Origin of the sequence: Novosphingobium sp. CCH12-A3, from assembly GCF_001556015.1 — a bacterium.
GTDB classification, from domain to species: Bacteria; Pseudomonadota; Alphaproteobacteria; order Sphingomonadales; family Sphingomonadaceae; genus Novosphingobium; species Novosphingobium subterraneum.
Window position 1 is genome coordinate 23,440 of the sequence record NZ_LSIA01000204.1, and the last position, 20,684, is coordinate 44,123.

Below are 20,684 nucleotides of genomic sequence, written 5' to 3' on the forward strand. Positions count from 1 at the left end.
GTCCTTTGAACCAACAGATCAGCGCTTGCCATTGACGAAATTGGCGAGCATTTCGATGCTGTAGGAAAGATGGTCTTCAGTAAGACCCGGATAGAGACCAAGCCAGAAGGTGTTGGTCGTCACGAGATCGGCGTTGGCAAGGTCGCCAACGACACGAACATTGCGCCCCTTCATGTAGGGCTGATGCAGCAGGTTGCCGCCAAACAGCAGACGCGTACCGACCTGCTTGTCATTGAGGTACTGAACGAGTTCTTCGCGATTCAGGCCGCTTTCGGGGCGGATCGTCAGCGGGAAGCCAAACCAGCTCGGCTTGCTGCGCGGGGTGGCCTCGGGCAGGATGAACACATCCTCGAGCGGGCGCATCAGTTCGATCAGCTTGGCGAAATTGCGACCGCGCGCGGCAATGAACTCATCGACCTGCGCAAGCTGGGCGAGGCCCACGGCGGCCTGCATGTCGGTGATCTTCAGGTTGTAGCCGACATGGCCGTACGTGTACTTGTGGTCATAGCCATGCGGCAGTGTGCCGAGGCGGCGGGCAAAGCGCTTGCCGCAGGTGTTGTCCTGTCCGGGCGCACACCAGCAATCCCGGCCCCAGTCACGGATGGATTCGACCACGCGCTTGAGCCGTGGTTTGTCGGTGAACACGGCGCCGCCTTCGCCCATGGTGATGTGGTGGGCGGGGTAGAACGACAGCGTGCCGAGATGGCCAAAGGTGCCGACGGGCTTGTCGTCATAAGTGGCGCCGAGCGCGTCGCAGGTGTCCTCGACCACCCAGAGATTGTACTTCTCGGCAACGCGCATGACTTCGGCGAGGTCGAACGGGTTGCCCAGCGTATGGGCGATCATGATCGCACGGGTCTTTTCCGAAACCGCCGCCTCGATCATTTCCGGCTTGATGTTGTAGGTCGGGATGTCGACGTCGACGAACACCGGGACAAGGCCGTACTGCAACGACGGATTGACCGTAGTAGGGAACCCGGTGGCCACGGTGATGACCTCGTCACCGGCCTTCAGCGCTTCGCTGCGATGGTAGTGCGAAGTCAGCGCGGCAAGGGCGAGAAGGTTGGCTGACGAGCCGGAATTGGTGGTGAGCGCGTGTGCCACGCCCATGCGCTTTGCCAGCTGCTCTTCGAACAGCGCGTTGTAGCGCCCCGTGGTCAGCCACATGTCAAGGCTGGCGTCGACCAGGTTGCGCATCTCGCTTTCGCCCACGACCTTGCCGGACACCGGCACAGGGCTCTGCCCCGGTACGAAGGGGCGCGGTGCGTGGAAGCGGCGAGCATACTCGCCTGAGAGACTGACGATCAGTTCGCGCAGTTCAGCTTCGCCCGCATGGGCAGCCACGGCCTGAACGTCGGCAGCGCGAGGAAGGGTGTCGGTTGTCATGTCATGCACTGCCTGATTGGAATTGCTGGAATTTTTCACGGTATTCGGCGAGCTGGCGGAGGGAGGTGGCCCTTGCGCAGGCGCCGCGATCCACGGTCTGGTGCCACGAGACGATGCGCCGCAGAGCTTCGTCGAGACCCCAGGTCGGTCGCCAGCCCAGGACGCTGCGCGCTTTTGCGCAATCGAGCCTGAGATTGTGCGCCTCGTGGCGATCGGCTGCAGTCCCTGGACGGTCCCAGCCGGACACGCCCCAGGCTTCGGTCATCCTGTCGGCAATCCAGTCAACCGGGCGGGTGTCGTCATCGGCGGGACCGAAGTTCCAGCCTTCGGCTGCCCAAGACTTCCCTGAAGCGAGTGCCTCGGCAATCATCAGGTAACCGCCCAAGGCCTCAAGGACGTGTTGCCAGGGACGGATCGCGCGGGGATTTCGGATCAGCGGGCGCTCGCCAGCGATCAACGCGCGGACGATATCCGGGATCAGGCGGTCGCGTGCCCAGTCCCCCCCGCCGATGACGTTGCCGGCGCGGACCGAGGCAAGGCCCGCCGCGCCTTCGGCCGAGAAGAAGCTGCGGCGATAGGCCGATATCACGATCTCGGCCGCACCCTTGCTGGCGGAATAGGGATCGTGCCCACCCATCGGATCGTTCTCGCGATAGGGCCAGAGCCATTCGCGATTCTCGTAGGCCTTGTCCGACGTGATGCACACGATCGCGCGGAGTGACTTTGCCCGTCGACACGCCTCGAGCACGTGCACCGTGCCTTGGACGTTCGTCGCGAATGTCTCGACCGGGGTTTCGTAGGACAGACGGACGAGCGGTTGCGCGGCCATGTGGAACACGACTTCCGGATCGCATCGTTCGACCGCGGCGACACACGTGGGCAAATCGCGGATGTCGCCCTCGATGTGGTCAACAATCGCATCGATTTTTGCCTGCCGGAACAGGCTCGTCTCTTCAGCGGCAAGTGAAAGACCGGTGACCCCTGCCCCCATCTGCGTGAGCCACAGGGAAAGCCAGCTGCCCTTGAAGCCGGTGTGGCCGGTAAGCAGGACCCGGCGTCCTGCCCAGAAAGTGGGATCGTGCAGGTGCGTCATGCTTACCAGCACTTCCAGGGGGCAGAGCCTTCGGCCCAGAGGCGATCGAGCAATTGCTTGTCGCGCAGCGTGTCCATGGGTTGCCAGAACCCGCTGTGGCGGAAGGCGACGAGTTCGCCCTGCCGGGCCAGCGTTTCAAGCGGGCCGCTTTCCCAGATCGTGCCAGCGCTGGGGATCAGATCGATCACAGACGGATCGAGGACGAAGAATCCGCCGTTGATCAGCCCGCCATCCCCAGCGGGCTTTTCCTTGAAGTCGACAACCTTGTCGCCATCGAATTCCAGCGCGCCGAACCGTCCGGGAGGGGCGACGGCCGCGATGGTCGCCTTGCGTCCATGAGCGCGGTGATATGCGAGTTCGGCGGTCACGTCGATATCGGCAACGCCATCGCCATAAGTGAAGCAGAATGGCTCATCATCGAGATGGGAGCGGACTGCGCGCAGCCGTCCACCGGTCTGCGCTTCGGCACCGGTTTCGACCAGGGTGACTTTCCAAGGCTCACACTTGGCCTGGTGCACTTCCATTGCGTTGCGTGACAGATCGATTGTCACATCGGCCGAATGCAGAAAGTAATTCGCGAAGAACTCCTTGATGACGTATCCCTTGTAACCCAAGCATATCACGAAATCAGTCACGCCGTGGGCGGCATATATTTTCATGATATGCCAGATTATCGGAAATCCGCCGACTTCGACCATTGGCTTTGGGCGAACAGACGTTTCTTCACCGAGGCGAGTCCCTAGACCGCCTGCCAGAATGACCGCTTTGGTCAAAGTATACCCCAGAATGATTGTATGATATAGGAGCGTCGCCCCAACCACTCCTCATTATTACTTAGGTTTGCCAAAAGCGCGGCAATTCGCGTCCATTATGGAGAAGAAGCGAAAAGTTACCTTCATTTAGAAGCTAATAATGCGGACGACCGGTCCGCTTCTTGGCGCATTTTCTTGCGGGCGAAGCACGACCCGCTCCTGTCCCTGTTGCAGGAGCGTCTGGTACATTCGCAGTTCGCCGGCGAAGCGATCGCTCTCGGCTGCATAGCGATCATACTGGGCGATTATCGCATAATCAGCCGCGCAGGAACTGGCGCGTTCAGGGGCAAGCGTTCCGAAATCGACGATGGCGCGTGATCCCCGCGCGGCCTCGATTGTGGCGTAATCGATCTTGCCTGCCAGCATCGCCTTGGCATCGACGCAACCCGCATCGCCCATCGGAAACAGGATGCGCCATGGTGCGCGCTGCAGGTCGAAGGCGAACTGCTCGATAAGCACCGTGGAGCCGGGCGGAATGTTGGCCAGTGCCCAGGCGGATGCGGCCTGCCGCGTATCGTGTGCCCGCGCGTCGGTGCGATCGAGTGTGGCTGCGGCCAAGGGCGCGGCGACCCCGGCAAGAATGACGGGAGGAGCAAGCCTTTGGGCCCAGGACCCAAGCGAAGCGACCCGGCTTGCAACCCGGCTTGCCGCAGCACCGAGGGCAATTGCAATGAGAGGCAGCAACGGCAGGGCCCATCGGTCCCACACCAGACGCTGGGCCGCCAGTACCACGATAAAGCCCAGCAGCACCGGCAGCAGCACTCTTGCCGCAAGCCCGTGGCGTGCGAGCAGCCACAGTCCCCAGATTGCAAGCAGGGTTCCCGCCATGCCGAGGCCGTCTAGAACAGGCCCCTGCCCATACCACGCCAGATTCTGCCAGGGAGAGCCACCGGTTGCGCCGAGGTGATGCGCCTGTGCCTCGCCCTGCAGGTTCCGCCACAGCGTTTCGTGATCCAGCACAAGGTAGGGGGAGATCAGCAGGAGCAGTGCCATGGTCACCGCGCCGAAGAACGCCATCCGCGCCAAGCTTTCGCGCAAGGTAGCCTCGTTCTTGCTCCAGCGATCGAGCAGGACCGCAACCATCGCCAAGGCGCCCAGCGCAAACGGCCACTTGGTGGCGACGGCCAGAGCCAGCCAGGCCGCCGCCCACACGAAGCGGCTGTTCGAGGCTTCGCGCGCATAGCGTGTCGTTGCGATCAGGCAGGCAAGCAGAAAGCTCGTCGCCATGATGTCAGATCTGATGACTTGCGCCCAGGTCACTGCCAAGGGGCTGGCCGCAAGGACCAATCCCGCGCCCAGTGCGGCCTTTCGATCGAGAAGTTCGGTGGCAAGGCGCATGGTCAGCCAGACGCTGAGGACTCCAAACGAGGCCATGACTATGCGTCCCGGCAGGATGACCAATGTCGGGTCGGCAAAGACCGCGTCGGCAAAGGCCGTGGGCGATGCGAAGTGGCCGGTGACGTAGCCCGCGCCGAACACGATCAGGTCTACCAGCGCGAGAATGTACATGGTCGTTGTAGCGGGGTGGCCGAACCATCCGGGATTGAGCGTGCCGGTGCGCAGCATGCGGATGGCACCCATCTCGAACATCAGTTCGTCAGGATCATTGAGTGCAGGCAGGCCGAAATCGATGTGCTGCAGGCGCAAGGCTGCGGCCAGAACCAGAACGGCCACCATGGCGATCTTCAACCTGATACTGGTCATTAGCAGGTCTGATCAGCCGTATGCGGTGCCGCAAACGTGGAGTCCGGGTGCGGCATTTTATCAGTCGGTCCCTGTCTGTGCCCGCCTTTCTGCCGACCGTTCTTCGGAAAGAGAACACGGCGCGGAATTACAGCGAGCTTCAAGGCACCCTAGAGCCTCTCGTCGCAATAGTCCGCGTCGGGCCGCTCCATTTTGGATTCACTTTCGATAAGTCGAGGTGCGGCCTGGCCGTCAGAACGGGATCTCCGCGCCATCCCAGGCCATCAACCTGCCGGATTGCGCTGTCGTCAGGCCGTCGATCACGTCGAGCAGATGCCGCGCCGACCGCTCAGGCGTTAACAGCTTTTCTGCCGGAACACCACGCTGGAACGGGCGGGACAGGGGTGTGTCAACCGTGCCGGGATGCAGCGTGACGGCCACGGCCTGCGGGTGCGTGCGGGCGAGTTCGACCGCCAGGTTCCTGACGAGCATGTTCAGCGCCGCTTTGGAAGAACGGTACGAATGCCAGCCGCCGAGGCTATTGTCGCTGATCGAGCCGACCCGGGCGGAGATGGCGGCAAAGACGGCAGGGCGGTCCCTGGGCAGCAGGGGCAGGGTGTGGCGGGCGATGAGGGCAGGGCCGATGGTATTGATGGCGTAGAGCTCGGCCATCGCGCCCGCATCGAGTGCGCGCCATGACTTTTCGGGGCCTTCGCCGGTTTCGCGAACCAGACGGCCGGTCGCCACGATCACAAGGTCGAGCGGCGTGCCGATCCATTCGCAGGCCGCGGAGATCGAGCTTTCGTCGAGCAGGTCGAAGCGGTGGGCCACGACCTTGCCATGGCCCGCGCCGCCGCTACGCGACAGGGCGTGGACTGCTTGCACGTCTTCACGCGCGGCGAGGAGGGCGGTCAGGGCGGCGCCGATGCCGCCGCTCGCGCCGAATACGGCGCAACGTTTCATCATGGTCATCACGCCGTTGATGGACCTGTGGCAACGCTCCGTCGATATGACCCAAGGCATGGTGCTGTGTTGCGAGTATAAGACAGCTTGCGCGCAGCCGCGCGACATACCATGTTGCCAAAGATACCGTTGAACGCGTTCAATTCCGAAAGTCCCAGCACGATGGCTTCCACACCGACCGAAACCGCGACGATGACCCCGATCAGCCTGACCCCGCCCGATCCGGTGCCGGTGGTCGCGCCCGCGCAGGCGGCAGGACTGGTGCCGGTGTCGGACGAGAACCGGTCCAAGCTGGAGGCCAAGGTCGATGCCTTCGTGGCTGACCTCATCTCGGTCGACGCGCAGAGCCCGGAATTCGGCAAGAAGGTCGACCAGCTTACCAACATGGGCCGCAAGGAGATTTCGCAGGCAGCGGGCATGTCGAACCGGTTTCTCGACCGGCCGATCCGTGCGATGGACAAGGATACAGGCGTCGGCGCCGACCTTGCCGCGCTGCGCCGGACGATCGAGGACCTCGATCCCGGCCGGCAGGGCAACCTGTCTTCAGGCCGCAAGTTCCTGGGGATCATCCCCTTCGGCAACAGCCTGAAGAAGTATTTCGACGGCTACACCTCGGCGCAGGGGCACATCAAGACGATCCTCGAACGCCTGGCCTCGGGCAAGGATGAGCTGCTGATGGACAACGCCGGTATCGACGTCGAGCGCCAGAAGCTGTGGGAAGCGATGGGCAATCTCGAGCAGATGATCCACATCTCCAGGACGCTCGACGCCAAGCTTGAGGAGGCTGCCGCCGACCTCGACCATACCGATCCGGCCAAGGCCAAGGCGATCCGCGAAAGCGCGCTGTTCTATACCCGCCAGCGCACGCAGGACCTGCTGACGCAGATGGCGGTGACGGTGCAGGGCTATCTCGCGCTCGATCTGGTCAAGAAGAACAACGTCGAACTGGTAAAGGGCGTGGACCGTGCGAGCACCACGACGGTGGCAGCGCTGCGCACGGCGGTGACCGTGGCGCAGGCGATGACCAACCAGCGGCTGGTGCTGCAGCAGATCACCGCGCTCAACACCACGACGGCGAACATGATCGATTCCACCGGCAAGTTGCTGCGCGAGCAGACCGGCAAGATCCACGAGATGGCCGCTTCGAGCACGATCCCGCTGGAGACGCTGCAGCGCGCCTTCCAGAACATCTACGACACGATGGACACGATCGATACCTTCAAGCTCAAGGCGCTGGACGCGATGAAGCAGACCGTCGACACGCTTTCGGGCGAGGTCGAGAAGTCGAAAGGCTACATCGCGCGGGCGGAAGGTGCGGCGCAGGCCAAGCTGGCCGGCCCGGAAACCTCGCCGCTGCTGACGCTGGAGGGCTGAGCAGCGCATGGCCAATTCCTCGGCACATGACAGCGACCGTATCCTTGCCGAAGCGCGCTCCTCGCTGGTGCGCCAGCAGGCAGGGGGGCGACGCAGCATCGGCAAGCGTTCGGCCGAACTGAAGCGCCAGCACTTCGGCAAGAAGGCCGCGCGCATGGCGATGTCGGTCGGCGTGCTGCTGGTGGGTGCGATGGTGGCGGGGATGGTCCTCGATGGCATCGGCGTTACCGGGGTGATGGTGCTGGGCTTGGCGATCATTGCTGCGCTGGCATTCTTCGCGAAATATCCGAAGATGAAGGTCCCTGATCTTTCTGCACTGAACACCGGCGATGTTCGCACGATGGTCGGGCGGACCGAACTGTGGCTTGAGGCGCAGCGTCCGGCGCTGCCTGCGCCTGCAGTGCAGTTGGTGGACCAGATCGGCGTGCAGCTCGATGGGCTGGGGTTGCAGCTGGAAGGCATCGACCCGGCAGAGCCTGCGGCCGTCGAAGTGCGCAAGCTGGTGGGCGAGCATCTGCCGGGCATGGTCGAAAGCTACCGCAAGATTCCGCAGCACCTGCGGCGCGAGGAGCGCGGCGGGCGCAATGCCGATCAGCAGCTGGCCGATGGTCTTGCCAAGATCAGCAAGGAAATCGACGAGATCACGCGGCAGCTGGCGGCGGGCGATCTCGATGCGCTGGCCGTGCGCGGACGCTATCTGGACTATCGCTACGGTGAGGGTCTAGAGGCCGCGCCACAGCTTGAAGCTCCGAAGGTCTACTGATGCGTATCGCCATTCCCCACTCGCTCGACCGTGACGAAGCGCGCCGCCGCCTGCGCGAGAAGGCTGCGCAGGCGGCGGCCAAGGCCGATGGCATGGCGACCGTTAGCAGCGCCTTCACCGATGACGACCACATGGTGATGACCGTCAGCGCGATGGGCTACACGCTCGATTGCGGAGTGGAACTGGCCGAGAAGGAGCTGGTGGTCGAGGTGGATATTCCCGCCAGCCTAGGCTTTGCCAAGCGCATGATCGAAGGCGTGATCCGCGAGAAGAGCGGCAAGCTGCTGACGTGAAGCCAGGGGCGCAGCCCTGAAGGCCGCGCCCTCTCCAGATCAGGCCTTTTCCAGTTGCGGGCGGTTGGCGACGAGGTTGTCGACCACGCTGGGATCGGCCAGCGTCGAGGTATCGCCAAGGTTCGACATGTCGTTCTCGCCGATCTTGCGCAGAATGCGGCGCATGATCTTGCCCGAGCGGGTCTTGGGCAGGCCAGGGGCGAACTGGATCACGTCGGGCGTGGCGATCGGGCCGATTTCGTGGCGCACCCACTGGATCAGTTCCTTGCGCAGCGCCTCGTCCGGCTCGACCTCGGCATTGCAGGTAACGAAGGCGTAGATGCCCTGGCCCTTGATGTCGTGCGGCATGCCGACGACCGCGGCTTCGGCAACCTTGGCGTGGGCAACCAGCGCGCTTTCGATCTCGGCGGTGCCCATGCGATGGCCCGAGACGTTGATCACGTCGTCGATACGGCCGGTGATCCAGTAGTATCCGTCCTCGTCGCGCCGACAGCCGTCACCGGTGAAATAGAGGCCCTTGAAGGTGCTGAAATAGGTCTGGAAGAAGCGCTCGTGATCACCCCACACGGTGCGCATCTGGCCGGGCCATGAGTCGGTGATGACCAGGCAGCCGTCGGTCGCACCTTCGAGGAAGTTGCCCTCATTGTCGACAAGGGCGGGCTTCACGCCGAAGAACGGGCGGCTGGCCGAGCCGGGCTTGAGCGGCGTGGCGCCCGGCAGCGGGGTGATCATCGCCGCGCCGGTTTCGGTCTGCCACCAGGTGTCGACGATCGGGCAGCGGCTGTCGCCCACGACCTTGTGATACCATTCCCAGGCCTCGGGATTGATCGGCTCACCCACCGAGCCCAGCAGGCGCAGCGAGGCGCGGCTGGTCTGCTTCACCCAGTCATCGCCTTCGCGCATCAGGGCGCGCAGGGCTGTGGGAGCCCCATAGAAGATCTCGACCTTGAACTTGTCGACCACCTGCCAGAAGCGGCTGGGATCGGGGAAGTTCGGCACGCCTTCGAACATCACGGTGGTCGCGCCGTTGGCGAGCGGTCCGTAGACGACATAGGAGTGGCCGGTGACCCAGCCGATGTCGGCCGCGCACCAGTAGATCTGGCCGGGACGGTAATCGAACACGTACTGGTGGGTCATCGAGGCCCAGACCGAGTAGCCGCCGGTGGTGTGCAGCACGCCCTTGGGCTTGCCGGTGGAGCCTGAAGTGTAGAGGATGAACAGCGGGTCTTCCGCATTCATCTCCTCCGGCGTGCAGTCCGCGCTTTGCGCCGAAACGCCGGTGGCCCAATCAACGTCGCGGCCTTCAACCATCGGCACGTCGGCACCGGTGTGGCGCAGCACGATGACACTGTCGACGCCCGGACACTGCTTGAGCGCTTCGTCGACGTTGGCCTTGAGCGGGACCTTCTTGCCGCCGCGCAGGCCTTCGTCAGACGTCAGGACGATGCGGCTGTCACAGTCGATGATGCGACCGGCAAGGGCATCGGGGCTAAAACCTGCAAAGACGATCGAGTGGATCGCGCCGATGCGGGCGCAGGCAAGCATAGCGACGGCGGCTTCGGGCACCATCGGCAGGTAGATCGTGACGCGCTCCCCGCGCTTCACCCCTTGTGCCTTGAGCAGGTTGGCAAAGCGGCAGACCTGTTCATGCAGCTCGCGGTAAGTGATCTCGCGATGGGGCGTGGCCGGGCTGTCCGGCTCCCACAGGATGGCGATCTGATCGCCGCGCTCTGCCAGGTGGCGGTCAAGGCAGTTGGCAGAGAGGTTGAGCGTGCCGTCCTCGAACCAGCGGATGCCGAAATCGGCTTCGTGATAGGAAGTGTTCTTCACCTTGGTGAAGGGCTTGATCCAGTCTAGCCGCTTGCCGTGTTCGGCCCAGAACGCTTCGGGATATTCCACCGACTGGCGGTACATCTCGAAGTAGCCCGCTTCATCGACAAGGGCGTTCTCGGCCCATTCTGCAGGGACCGGATAGACTGCTTCGCCCATGTTCAAACCCTCCTCGAAACTTTCTCTTGCCCGCGTGTCTACCGTGTGCCGGCCGTTTGGGCTTTTGGACAATAGTCGTAGATATCTGCCGACTCCGCCGAAGCGGCAAGGCGCTCCATAAGCCCTTGGCAGCACGATGTTGCGATTGGCAAGCGCTTGACGCAATAGCAGGAAATGCAAACCTTCGCCGACTATCACGCGCACGTCTATTTCGATCCTGCGGAAGCAGGCGAAGCGGGCGCGCTGTGCACGCGAATGCGCGACGAACTTGGCGTCGCAATGGGGCGAGTGCATGCTCGTCCGGTTGGCCCGCATCCGCGAGGCTCTTGCCAGCTGACGATTCAGGCGGAGCGAATCGGCCCGGCCATTGCCTGGATGATGCAAAATCGCGGGCACTTCACGATCTTCTGCCACGGCAACAGCGGCAACGATCTGGACGATCACACACGCCATGTCATGTGGTTGGGCGATAGCGAGGCTCTGAACCTTGCTCAATTCGGATCAATTCAGTCAAAAATGTAAATCAGCAATATTTTGTCGCATTGCCGCCCGTTACGCGCAAAACGGTGCCTTCAGCTAGAGGACTTGTCGGTCTGCGGGGGCGAACGGATCGGGCAGGCGCAAACAGGGCGCCAAACCGCCGGTTTTCCCCAGCAAACGTCACCATAGTGCCTGTTCTTCAACCTTGGCACCACGGGCGTCGCTGCTATCGTGCACCGTGTTGCTGCAACCGCGCCGGAGCTTTATGCAATCTCCATCAATCGTACTTGTGGAAGACGACGGGCCGCTGCGGACGCTGACCGCGCGTGCCCTGCGGGAAAACGGCTACAATGTCCGCACTGCTGCCACTGGCGCAGAAATGTGGGTTGCGCTGGAAAGCGAGCCGGCCGACCTGGTCGTGCTCGACATCATGTTGCCGGGAACGAGCGGGATCGAGCTGTTCCGCCGCCTGCGCAAGCAAAGCGACGTGCCCATCATCTTCGTCTCCGCTCGCGGCAGCGAGGAGGATCGCGTCCTCGGGCTTGAACTGGGCGCAGACGACTATCTGCCCAAGCCGTTCAGCACGCGCGAACTGGTAGCCCGGATCGGCGCGGTGCTGCGTCGCGGGGCAAACGCCGTCACCGATACCGCTGGCGATACGGGCAGCCGGAGCGGCGACATCCATTTTGACGGCTGGTCCGTCTCGATGGCCCGGCGCGAACTGCATTCGCCCAGCGGCGCGATGGTTGACCTGACGGGGGCCGAATTCGATCTGCTGGCCACGTTCATCGGGCAGCCGCAGCGCGTACTGGGGCGCGAACGCCTGATCGAACTCTCGCGAACCCGTCTGGGTGACAGTTCGGATCGCAGCGTCGACGTGCTGGTCAGTCGCCTGCGGCGCAAGCTCTCGGCGGCCGGAGGCAATGCCCCGATCGTGACGGTTCGCGGCGTGGGGTACATGTTCAAGGCCGAAGTGCAGCGCGCCTGATGCTGTCGCGCCGCTTTGGCCTGCCCGAGCGGCTGCTGGCAATCCTGCTGCTTGTCGCGTTGGTCGATTTTGCGGCCAATACCCTGTTGTTCGATCGTGCCAGCCAGTTCGCGCTGCGCGAGGATGATGCCGCGCGCGTTGCCGAGAACCTGATCATCGCAACGCGTGCGATCGAGCGTGCGCCGGTTACCGAACGCCAGCAGGTTGCCAGGGATCTCAGTTCGGCCCGGTTCGCGCTCGACTGGCAGCCGTCAGGCAAGCGTCCAAGCGGTTCCATCCAGCTTTCACGCTTGCGCGAACAGATCATAGAAGACGCACCCGAACTCGGCCGTGCCGACTTGCACTTGCATCTCAAACCGGTTGCCGTCGCCGGCAATGTCACCGGTTCGCTGATCTTGCCTGACCGCAGCGTCGTGCAGTTCCAGACTTATGCCAGCGATGCCTGGACACTCAATGCCGGGCGCATCCTCACGCTGATGATGCCGACCTTGGCCCTCGTGCTGCTGGCCTGGGTCCTTTTTCGGGCCACGCTGGCGCCGTTGCGGACGCTGGTCCGGGCGTCGAAAACGGTTGGTTCGGGGCCGCCGCAACTTCTTTCCGAACAAGGCACGGCGGAAGTGCGCGACCTGATCCATGCCTTCAATGAGATGCAGCAACGCGTCTATGAATCCATGACCAATCGCACGCAGTCCATGCTGGCAATCGGGCATGATCTGCGCACGCCGCTCTCGCGAATGCAACTGCGCGTCGAAAGCCTCGATCTTGACGAGGAAACGCGCGAGGGCATGAGCGCTGACCTTGGCGAGATGCGACACATGCTCGAATCGCTGCAGGCCTTCGTCGAATCCGGTGGGAGTCGCTTGCCGGCAGAGCGTATTGACGTTGCCGTCATGGCGCAGACTCTGGTGGACACGGCGGCCGACAATGGCGCCGATGCCACCTTTCACGGGCTTGAAAGCCTCGAGATCATGGCGCGTCCCGTCTCGGTGCGGCGTGCTCTTTCCAATCTGATCGAGAATGCACTCCATTACGCTGGCAACGTGCGGGTTACCGTGCGGCGCGTTGACGGGGCGGCCGAGCTACAGTTCGATGACGATGGCCCCGGCATTCCGGCCGAGCGGATCGAGGATGTTCTGCAGCCGTTCGTCCGTCTGGACACGGCGCGTGCCCGGGACACACCGGGAATGGGCCTTGGCCTCGCCATCGTGCGCCGGGCAATCCAGCTGGACAATGGCACCTTGCAATTGCGCAACCGGCCCACGGGAGGGCTCCGCGTCACGGTCCGTTTCCCGTTGGCGATCAGCTGAAGGGTTGCGAAACAGTTCGTTACACGCCCGCGCTTATGCGGAAAGATGCGACACATACTTTGACTAGTTTCCCGGCGACCTCAGTCGGTTGTCGATTCTAGTGAAAGGTCCAGCACCGTGAACGAACTTATCGGACGTGTCTTTAGCTTCGAAAAGACCATTTTCCCCGACAGCCGCGAACTGTTCGGCAAGCTCGTGAGCGAGGGGCAGTCCCCCAAGGCACTGATGATTTCTTGCGCGGACTCGCGCATTGTTCCCGAACAGATCATGCAGGCCCAGCCGGGCGAGCTGTTCGTGTGCCGCAATGCCGGAAACATGGTTCCGCCCTACGCGACGATGAACGGCGGCGTGACCTCGACCGTCGAATACGCGGTCATGGCGCTTGGCGTGCGTGACATCATCGTTTGCGGCCATTCCGACTGTGGCGCGATGAAGGCGCTCTCCGCGCCGACGCTGCCGGAAGGCATGCCGAATGTGGTTGCGTGGTTGCGTCATGGTGCCGCAGCCGAAAGCGTCGTTTCAAGCTGCTCGCCCCACCTCGGCACCGATGAGCGCGGCCGTGCGGTCAGCCTGCAGAACGTGATCGTCCAGCTTGATCACCTGCGCACTCATCCTTCGGTGGCGACGGCGATTGCCAAGGGTGAAATGTCGCTGCATGGCTGGTTCGTCGACATCAGTGCCGGCATGGTGCTTGGTCTCGATGGCGAGACTGGCGAGTTCGTGCCGCTGCGCGAAGACAAGCCCCTGCCCGTGGCGCTTCCCGCCCGGTCGCGCCGCATTCTCGACACCTGGATCGCCGAGGCTGCAGAATGACAGCCGCCACTGCCGACGGTGCCGGTGGCGGGCTCTCCCGCTACTTCGTGCGCGATTTCACCGCGTCGATCGTGGTGTTCCTTGTCGCCATGCCCTTGTGCATGGGGATCGCCATTGCTTCCGGCGTGCCGCCGGAGAAAGGGCTGGTCACCGGGATCATCGGCGGGATCGTCGTTGGCCTCCTCGCCGGTTCGCCGCTGCAGGTAAGCGGGCCGGCCGCGGGCCTTGCCGTGATCGTCTTCGAATTCGTTCGCGACAATGGCCTGTCCGCTCTCGGGCCGGTACTGGTGCTGGCCGGCGCCCTGCAAGTCGTGGCGGGTGTGGCCAGGCTGGGCGGCGTGTTCCGCGCGATCTCGCCTGCAGTGGTCCATGGCATGCTGGCCGGGATCGGCGCGCTGATCGTGATCGGGCAGTTCCATATCCTGTTCGACGCCAAGCCGCTTTCCAACGGCATTGACAATCTTGCCATGATGCCAGCGCGCGTGCTTGGCCTGACCCCGTTCGATCTGCGTTCGACGGAACTCGCCCTCATGCTCGGCCTGCTCACCATCGGTACGATGCTGGCGTGGGAAAAGCTCAAGCCGGCAAGGCTTGGCCTGGTCCCGGGCGCGCTGCTTGGCGTGCTGGCGGCGACAGGCGTGGCGTGGGGCCTCGGGCTCGACGTGGCGCGGATTGCCGTTCCGGATTCGATCGGTGCTGCCTTCGCTCTGCCCGGTGGGGACTTTCTTGCTCCGCTGACCAACGGCTCGCTGATCGTCTCGGCGATTGCCATCGCCTTCATCGCCAGCGCTGAAACCCTGCTTTCGGCCGCAGCGGTTGACCGGATGCACGATGGCGTGCGGACGGACTACAACAAGGAATTGCGGGCGCAGGGTGTCGGCAACCTGCTTTGCGGTGTGGTCAACGCGCTGCCGATGACGGGCGTGATCGTGCGCAGTTCGGCCAACGTTCAGGCGGGTGCGATGACCCGAATGTCTGCGGTCATGCACGGAGTGTGGATACTCGGCTTTGTGGCCCTGCTGCCCTTTATCCTGCGCGAAGTGCCGATGGCGGCGCTGGGCGGCGTTCTCGTGGTCACCGGATGGAAGCTGGTCAGCATCAAGCAGGTTCGCCGCCTCTTTGAGGTGCACGGCTTCATGCCAGCTCTGATCTGGGTCGCGACCTTCACACTCGTCGTGACGACCGACCTCCTGACTGGTGTGCTCGTCGGTCTTGCGCTGTCTGCGCTCGAACTTGTTCCGCACCTGCGTAACCTGCGCTTCCGCGTGGGCGAGCAGACCGTGGGCGAAACCGTGCGGCTTGAACTGGAAGGCGCGGCCACTTTCCTCGGTCTCACGCGCCTCACCAATGCTCTCGAGCAGGTTCCGGTTGCCAAGCCTGTCCACGTCGATCTCGATCGTGTCCACGCGATGGACCACACCACGGCCGAGATGCTGACGGAGTGGCTGGCGCGTCGCAAGCAGCGCGGGAATGCGGTGACCGTTTCGGGCCCCGCGCCGTTGCTGAAGACACTGGCGCACGCCTGACCACTGGCTTGATTCAGGGCCAAAGCTGGCAAATCGCGCGCGACATCCCACCCCCTCTTGTTGCGCGCATGGTGGCAAGAGTCCGCAGAAATTGCGGGCTCTTGCCACTTTGCACAAGAATCTATCTTGCAGTGCAGCAAAACCGGGTGTAATACTTTGGGCTCTGCAGTGACGTCGCTCCGTTCTTGAGAAGCGCTCGCACGGCAGACGCAGGTGGAACGTGATAACCTATCCAGGGAGCGTTCCGTATGAAGACCCGTCTCGCCGCAGCCGTGGCACCTGTCGCCCTCGCACTCTTTGCGACTCCGGCTTTCGCGCAGGAAGAAACCCCCGCCATCACCGTTTCGGGCAGCGCTGCTCTCGTTTCGGACTACCGCTTCCGCGGCGTTTCCATGACTGACAAGGAAATGGCGGTTCAGGCCGGCGTCACCGTGGCGCATGAAAGCGGCTTCTATGTCGGCACCTGGGGTTCAAACCTCGCAGGCTGGGGCACCTTCGCGGGTTCCAACATGGAACTCGACATCATCGGTGGCTACAAGACCGAAATCAGCGGCGTGACGGTCGATGTCGGCCTGACCTGGTACATGTATCCGGGCGGTCTCGACAACACTGACTTCGCCGAGCCCTACGTCAAGGTGTCCGGCTCGGTCGGTCCTGCAAATCTTCTTGTCGGCGCAGCCTATGCTCCCAAGCAGGAAGCTCTCGGCCAGTGGTACAATTCGGGTGCTTCGGCTGCCACCGGCGTTTACGACAATCCGGGTGCCAAGGCTGACAATCTCTATGTCTGGACCGATGCGTCGGCAGGTATCCCTGACACCGGCCTGACCGTGAAGGGCCACATCGGCTACACCACCGGCGGCAACAAGGGCCTTGGCCCTCAAGGCACCTCGGTTTCGCCGACCGGTGATTATGTCGACTGGCTGGTTGGCGCCGATTACACCCTCGGCAACGTCACGCTCGGCGTGGCCTATGTCGATACCGACCTCACCCCGACCGACTTCAATTACCTGACGCCGAACTTCTCGTCGACCAAGGATGGTTCGTCGATCGCCGGTTCGCGCGTGGTTGTTTCGGCTACTGTCGCCTTCTGATCAGGCCGGCCCTTGGCCGCTACCTGACGATCAATGACGAAAGCCCTTCTCTCCGATGCGGAGGGGAGGGCTTTCTCTTTGTGCGTTCCGCCCGTCACCAGCGGGCGGAATAAAATTGTTATGGCATATACCAAATGGTTCATGCGCCGCGTTCGGGCGCAGCCTAGCCTTTCTCCCGAGGTCGACCGATGCGAGTCGTCCACGAGGGAGACAGTTCACGATGACTCTTGCATTTCGCCTGACCGCAGCCGCGCTGTCCGGACTGCTTGCCTTGCCACTGCCCGTTCAGGCGCAGCAACAATTGCCGGCGCAACTGCAATCCGGTCCCGCTTCGGAAGTGCCGGTGGCAACGCAGGTGATGCGCTGGCGCATGAACGACGCCGACGTGAACAGCTTTGCCTTTCGCAACATGGATCAGCTGTTCACCACGCGCACGGTCGCGCATTCCGGGGCACCGTGGGCCTTGCCCAAGGTCGAACGCCCGATGGATTTCACCTACGCATTCGGCGGAAAGACCTGGACCGCCGAACAGGCGCTTGAGCGCACTTATACCAACGCTCTCCTGATCATGAAGGACGGGCGGATTGTCACCGAAATCTATCGCAATGGCTCGAACGAGCGCACGCGCTTCATGGGCTGGTCGATGACCAAGTCGCTGACCTCGACGCTTGTTGGCGCAGCCCTTGCCGATGGGCTGATCAGCTCGCTCGATGATCAGATCGTGCGCTATCTGCCCGAATTGAAAGGGAGCGGCTACGATGGCGTGACCATCCGCCAGATCCTGCAGATGCGTTCGGGCGTCGATTACGAGGAGCGCTACGACTTCGCCAATCCCGGCATCGCGGCAACCAACCACATCAACGCTCTCGTCAAGAACATCGCGCGCTTTGCCGATGTCGCCCGCACCATCAAGCGCAAGTCGAAGCCCGGCGAAGTCTTCGCCTACAAGACCATCGACACCGCCGTGCTTGGCTGGCTGATCGAACGGGTCAGCGGGGGCTCGGTGGCGGCCTATACCGCGCGCAAGCTGTGGGAACCGCTCGGCACCGAGGCTGATGGCTTCTACATCATGGATGGCCAGCCCGGCACCGGGCGCGAGTTCAGCGGCGCCGGCTTCAACGCCACGCTGCGCGATTGGGCGCGCTTCGGCCAGATGATGCTCGATGGCGGCATGGCCAACGGCAAGCGCATCATCAGCGAGGAATGGGTCAACGTGGCCCAAGCGCCGGCCGGCCACGAGGACGGACCGGAAGGTGGCTATGGCTACCAGTGGTGGACGATGGCCAATTCGCCTGCCTATTCGGCCATCGGACTGCAGGGGCAGTACGTCTACGTCGATCCCGCCAGCCGGACCGTGGTGGTCAAGCTGAGCTACTTCCCTCCTGCGGAAGGCAGTGTCGGACAGGAAACCATGGCGTTCCTTGCCGCCGCCTCTGCGTGGAAGCCGGCACCGTAAGCAATAACAACAGGGAGGATACCATGAAGACTCGGTTCGCGCTGGGCTGCGCGATGACGCTCGCCTTTGTCACCCAGCCTGGCACCGCTTTTGCGCAAGCGGCGCAAGATACGGCCAGCGCGCCGGAAGAGGCCAGCGAAGGCGTTGGCGAAATCATCGTTACCGCGCAGCGTCGCAAGGAAAAGCTCCAGGACGTCGCCGTTTCCGCCACCGCCTTCGATGCCAGCGCTCTGGCCGACAAGGCCGTGACCAACCTGGCCGACCTGCAGAACGCCAGCCCCGCGCTGTCCATCTCCGATGGCGGCATCACGCAGTCGATCAATATTCGCGGCATCGGCCTTGCCAGCAATTCGCCAAGCGTGACGGCAGGTGTCGCGACGTATGTCGACGGCCTGTTCCAGCCACCGATCGTGCAGGCCAACAGCTTCTACGACCTTGCCAGCGTCGAGGTGCTGCGCGGGCCGCAGGGCACGCTCGTCGGCTCGAACTCCACGGGTGGCGCAATCTTCATCAACACGCAGAACCCGCTGCTGGATGAGGGGCTGGGCGGATATGCCATGTTCGGCGGCGGAAACTACAACTCGGTTCAATCCGAAGCCGCAGTGAACCTGCCCGTGTCCGACACCTTCGGCTTGCGCGCAGCAGGCTTCTATCGCAACCGCGACAGCTTCTACACCAGCGTCGGCCCGGTCGGGAATGATGCGGGCAAGCTGCGCGAAGGTGGCGGCCGCCTTACTGCCATGTGGAAGCCCGGCTCGTTCCAGGCGGTGGCCAAGGTCTCGTTCAACGATCGCGACACGGGCGGTTATGCCTATCGCCCGATCCTGGGCACGCCTTACGACGTCTTCCGCGTGGGCGATATCCGCACGATCAGCTTCGATACCCCCATCGCCAACCGCGAACGCTCATTCCAGGCCAGCCTCGAGCTGCGGCAGGAGCTGGCAAGCGGCATCACCCTGCGCTCGGTCACTGGCTACCAGAACAAGCGTATCAATGCCCTGAACGACGTCGACGCCTCGGCGGGGCCAGGCGGCATTGCCGAAGACTACTTTGCGGGGGAGAAAGTCTACACGCAGGAAATCAACATCATCTCGCCCACCGAAGGCCGGTTCGACTGGATCCTTGGCGGATATTTCCAGCGCAACGATATCGCGATCCGCATCCTGCAGGACCAGCAGGGTTTTCCGACCGATATCATCGGCGGCAACCAGCGCACCACCACGGGCTTGTTCGCGCAGGGCAATTACGAGATCGTCCCGGGCCTCGAAGCCCAGCTCGGCGCGCGCTATTCCACCTACAAGGCCACCGGCTATGGCGACGTGACGATCGGCGCGGGCATTCCGGGCTTCCCTCCGGGCGGCCTGGCCGTTGCCTCGCTGGCAGGCAGCCACAAGGACTCGCTCGCCACCGGCAAGTTCGCGCTCAACTGGAAGGTCGATGCCGACAACCTGCTCTATGCGCTGGTTGCACGTGGCTACAAGCCCGGCGGCTTCAATTCGCCCACATCGAACTTCGATCCGGAGCGCGTGATCAGCTACGAAGCGGGGTGGAAATCCGCCTTCCTGCGCAACCGCATCCGCACCCAGATCAGCGCGTTCTACAACAAGTATGCCAACTTCCAGTTCAACGTCGTGGAACCGAGCACGGGCTTTGCGGGCGTGGAGAACATCTCGACTGTCGAGATCAAGGGCGTGGAAGCGCAAGTGCAAGGGCGCTTCGGCGGCTTCGGCTTCGATGCCAACGTGGCTTTCGTGGATTCGGATCTGGCGAGCGTCACTTTCGTCAACAGCCGCCAGCTCGGCGGAGCCAACCTCGGCCCGCAGTGCCCGGCGGGCACGCCGTCTGCGCCGCCGTTCTGCTTCGACTATGCCCCCTTCATCCAGACTACCGGCGGCGGGCCTAAGAGCCCGAACCGAAAGTTGTTGAGCAATACCAGCATGTTGTGATTCACGCCTCTTTGCGAAGAGAAGGAGTGAATGGTGACATGGACTGGTATTGCCCGGCGTGAGCATAGCCGGGAGGGATTGCGATATCCATCGGATATGACCGATGCGGAGTGGGCGCTGTCAGCGCCATTCGTTCCTCCGGCCAAGCGCGGAGGCCGACCTCGAACGGCAGACATGCGCGAAGTTTTGAACGCGATACTCTACATTGCCGCGAGCGGGTGTGCGTGGCGACTTTTGCCCAAGTGCTTTCCGCCGGTGTCGACGGTGCAGCGCTACTTTTACGCCTGGCGCGATGCCGGTCTGTTTGAAGCCATCAACACCGTGCTGGTTATGAACTTGCGGGGAATCGAAGGACGCGAAGCCTCGCCGAGTGCTGGAGTGATCGATAGCCAGTCGGTGAAGACCACTGAAAGTGGCGGAATTACGGGCTTTGACGCTGGCAAGAAGGTCAAAGGCCGCAAGCGGCACATCCTGACAGACACCTGCGGCTTCCTGATCTTCATTCTCGTCCACACCGCCGACATTCAGGATCGCGACGGTGCTGTCGATGTGCTGGCCGCTGTTCGCACGCGGTTCCCCTGGCTGCGCCATGTGTTCGCTGATGGCGGCTATGCCGGCGACAAACTACGATCCGCTCTCGTCGGCATGGGCAGGTGGACAATCCAGATCATCAAGCGTTCCGACAAAGCCAAGGGCTTCGAGGTGCTACCACGCCGATGGG

18 protein-coding genes are annotated in these 20,684 nt (G+C 63.1%); 12 read left to right on the plus strand and 6 right to left on the minus strand.

Going from position 1 to position 20,684, the window contains the following annotated elements; translation table 11 throughout:
* Positions 1-18: 18 nt before the first annotated feature.
* From rfbH to AX703_RS15495, 5 genes are all read right to left on the minus strand, one after another.
* On the minus strand, positions 19-1,386 hold the full coding sequence (gene rfbH / locus AX703_RS15475; RefSeq protein WP_082734633.1) for a lipopolysaccharide biosynthesis protein RfbH: 1,368 nt from the start codon (positions 1,384-1,386) through the stop codon (positions 19-21).
* 1 nt (position 1,387) lies between these two features.
* Positions 1,388-2,479 (minus strand): CDP-glucose 4,6-dehydratase, encoded by a 1,092-nt coding sequence (gene rfbG, locus AX703_RS15480; protein ID WP_062345333.1) that lies wholly within the window; start codon positions 2,477-2,479, stop codon positions 1,388-1,390.
* Positions 2,480-2,481: 2 nt separating this feature from the next.
* Positions 2,482-3,237, minus strand: coding sequence for a glucose-1-phosphate cytidylyltransferase (gene rfbF, locus AX703_RS15485; protein ID WP_304439896.1), 756 nt, complete (start codon positions 3,235-3,237; stop codon positions 2,482-2,484).
* Between the two features lie 141 nt (positions 3,238-3,378).
* On the minus strand, positions 3,379-4,995 hold the full coding sequence (locus tag AX703_RS15490; RefSeq protein ID WP_062345337.1) for a glycosyltransferase family 39 protein: 1,617 nt from the start codon (positions 4,993-4,995) through the stop codon (positions 3,379-3,381).
* A gap of 231 nt (positions 4,996-5,226) precedes the next feature.
* Positions 5,227-5,937 carry an SDR family NAD(P)-dependent oxidoreductase gene (locus AX703_RS15495; protein WP_062345360.1) on the minus strand — a complete coding sequence of 237 codons (711 nt, stop codon included), beginning with the start codon at positions 5,935-5,937 and terminating at the stop codon, positions 5,227-5,229.
* Between the two features lie 162 nt (positions 5,938-6,099).
* Between AX703_RS15495 and AX703_RS15500 the strand changes: the two genes are divergently transcribed.
* The 3 genes from AX703_RS15500 to AX703_RS15510 are packed head-to-tail and all read left to right on the plus strand — an operon-like array spanning position 6,100 to position 8,367.
* Positions 6,100-7,311 (plus strand): toxic anion resistance protein, encoded by a 1,212-nt coding sequence (locus tag AX703_RS15500; RefSeq protein ID WP_062345339.1) that lies wholly within the window; start codon positions 6,100-6,102, stop codon positions 7,309-7,311.
* Positions 7,312-7,318: 7 nt separating this feature from the next.
* Positions 7,319-8,074: a hypothetical protein gene (locus AX703_RS15505; protein WP_062345340.1), complete on the plus strand. Its 756-nt coding sequence runs from the start codon at positions 7,319-7,321 to the stop codon at positions 8,072-8,074.
* Complete coding sequence (locus tag AX703_RS15510; RefSeq protein ID WP_062345342.1) at positions 8,074-8,367, plus strand: polyhydroxyalkanoic acid system family protein; 294 nt, start codon at positions 8,074-8,076, stop codon at positions 8,365-8,367. Before AX703_RS15505 ends, AX703_RS15510 begins: the two co-directional genes overlap by 1 nt.
* Before the next feature lie 39 nt (positions 8,368-8,406).
* Here the strand turns inward: AX703_RS15510 and acs are convergent, their stop codons facing one another.
* Complete coding sequence (acs, locus tag AX703_RS15515; RefSeq protein ID WP_062345344.1) at positions 8,407-10,356, minus strand: acetate--CoA ligase; 1,950 nt, start codon at positions 10,354-10,356, stop codon at positions 8,407-8,409.
* A 174-nt stretch (positions 10,357-10,530) separates the two neighbouring features.
* Here acs and AX703_RS15520 point away from each other — a divergent pair, with 174 nt between their 5' ends.
* The 9 genes from AX703_RS15520 to AX703_RS15560 all read left to right on the plus strand — a co-directional run.
* Entirely contained in the window at positions 10,531-10,878 is a 348-nt protein-coding gene (locus AX703_RS15520) for a DOPA 4,5-dioxygenase family protein (protein ID WP_062345346.1), read from the plus strand.
* Between the two features lie 223 nt (positions 10,879-11,101).
* Complete coding sequence (locus AX703_RS15525) at positions 11,102-11,824, plus strand: response regulator transcription factor (protein ID WP_039331775.1); 723 nt, start codon at positions 11,102-11,104, stop codon at positions 11,822-11,824.
* A complete protein-coding gene (locus AX703_RS15530) occupies positions 11,824-13,131 on the plus strand; it encodes an ATP-binding protein (RefSeq protein WP_062345348.1) in 1,308 nt (435 codons plus the stop codon). The genes AX703_RS15525 and AX703_RS15530 overlap by 1 nt, the downstream gene beginning before the upstream one ends.
* Positions 13,132-13,248: 117 nt before the next feature.
* Positions 13,249-13,944 carry a carbonic anhydrase gene (locus AX703_RS15535; RefSeq protein WP_062345350.1) on the plus strand — a complete coding sequence of 232 codons (696 nt, stop codon included), beginning with the start codon at positions 13,249-13,251 and terminating at the stop codon, positions 13,942-13,944.
* Positions 13,941-15,470: a SulP family inorganic anion transporter gene (locus AX703_RS15540; RefSeq protein ID WP_062345352.1), complete on the plus strand. Its 1,530-nt coding sequence runs from the start codon at positions 13,941-13,943 to the stop codon at positions 15,468-15,470. The genes AX703_RS15535 and AX703_RS15540 overlap by 4 nt, the downstream gene beginning before the upstream one ends.
* Positions 15,471-15,718: 248 nt before the next feature.
* Entirely contained in the window at positions 15,719-16,561 is an 843-nt protein-coding gene (locus tag AX703_RS15545) for a TorF family putative porin (RefSeq protein WP_039331780.1), read from the plus strand.
* Between the two features lie 220 nt (positions 16,562-16,781).
* A complete protein-coding gene (locus tag AX703_RS15550; RefSeq protein WP_062345354.1) occupies positions 16,782-18,017 on the plus strand; it encodes a serine hydrolase in 1,236 nt (411 codons plus the stop codon).
* 23 nt (positions 18,018-18,040) lie between these two features.
* On the plus strand, positions 18,041-19,963 hold the full coding sequence (locus AX703_RS15555) for a TonB-dependent receptor (protein ID WP_156452087.1): 1,923 nt from the start codon (positions 18,041-18,043) through the stop codon (positions 19,961-19,963).
* Positions 19,964-19,993: 30 nt separating this feature from the next.
* Positions 19,994-20,684 (plus strand): IS5 family transposase (locus tag AX703_RS15560; RefSeq protein ID WP_062345362.1); only part of this gene is annotated, 691 nt, incomplete at its 3' end.

What these genes read in the sequence shown, in the direction of transcription:
- AX703_RS15510 (WP_062345342.1), top strand. Translation starts at nt 8,074, where the DNA reads ATGCGTATCGCCATTCCCCACTCGCTCGACCGTGACGAAGCGCGCCGC.
- AX703_RS15530 (WP_062345348.1), top strand. Translation starts at nt 11,824, where the DNA reads ATGCTGTCGCGCCGCTTTGGCCTGCCCGAGCGGCTGCTGGCAATCCTG.
- AX703_RS15520 (WP_062345346.1), top strand. Translation starts at nt 10,531, where the DNA reads ATGCAAACCTTCGCCGACTATCACGCGCACGTCTATTTCGATCCTGCG.
- AX703_RS15500 (WP_062345339.1), top strand. Translation starts at nt 6,100, where the DNA reads ATGGCTTCCACACCGACCGAAACCGCGACGATGACCCCGATCAGCCTG.
- AX703_RS15505 (WP_062345340.1), top strand. Translation starts at nt 7,319, where the DNA reads ATGGCCAATTCCTCGGCACATGACAGCGACCGTATCCTTGCCGAAGCG.
- AX703_RS15550 (WP_062345354.1), top strand. Translation starts at nt 16,782, where the DNA reads ATGACTCTTGCATTTCGCCTGACCGCAGCCGCGCTGTCCGGACTGCTT.
- AX703_RS15555 (WP_156452087.1), top strand. Translation starts at nt 18,041, where the DNA reads ATGAAGACTCGGTTCGCGCTGGGCTGCGCGATGACGCTCGCCTTTGTC.
- AX703_RS15540 (WP_062345352.1), top strand. Translation starts at nt 13,941, where the DNA reads ATGACAGCCGCCACTGCCGACGGTGCCGGTGGCGGGCTCTCCCGCTAC.
- AX703_RS15545 (WP_039331780.1), top strand. Translation starts at nt 15,719, where the DNA reads ATGAAGACCCGTCTCGCCGCAGCCGTGGCACCTGTCGCCCTCGCACTC.
- AX703_RS15495 (WP_062345360.1), bottom strand. Translation starts at nt 5,937, where the DNA reads ATGAAACGTTGCGCCGTATTCGGCGCGAGCGGCGGCATCGGCGCCGCC.
- AX703_RS15490 (WP_062345337.1), bottom strand. Translation starts at nt 4,995, where the DNA reads ATGACCAGTATCAGGTTGAAGATCGCCATGGTGGCCGTTCTGGTTCTG.
- rfbH (WP_082734633.1), bottom strand. Translation starts at nt 1,386, where the DNA reads ATGACAACCGACACCCTTCCTCGCGCTGCCGACGTTCAGGCCGTGGCT.
- acs (WP_062345344.1), bottom strand. Translation starts at nt 10,356, where the DNA reads ATGGGCGAAGCAGTCTATCCGGTCCCTGCAGAATGGGCCGAGAACGCC.
- AX703_RS15525 (WP_039331775.1), top strand. Translation starts at nt 11,102, where the DNA reads ATGCAATCTCCATCAATCGTACTTGTGGAAGACGACGGGCCGCTGCGG.
- rfbG (WP_062345333.1), bottom strand. Translation starts at nt 2,479, where the DNA reads ATGACGCACCTGCACGATCCCACTTTCTGGGCAGGACGCCGGGTCCTG.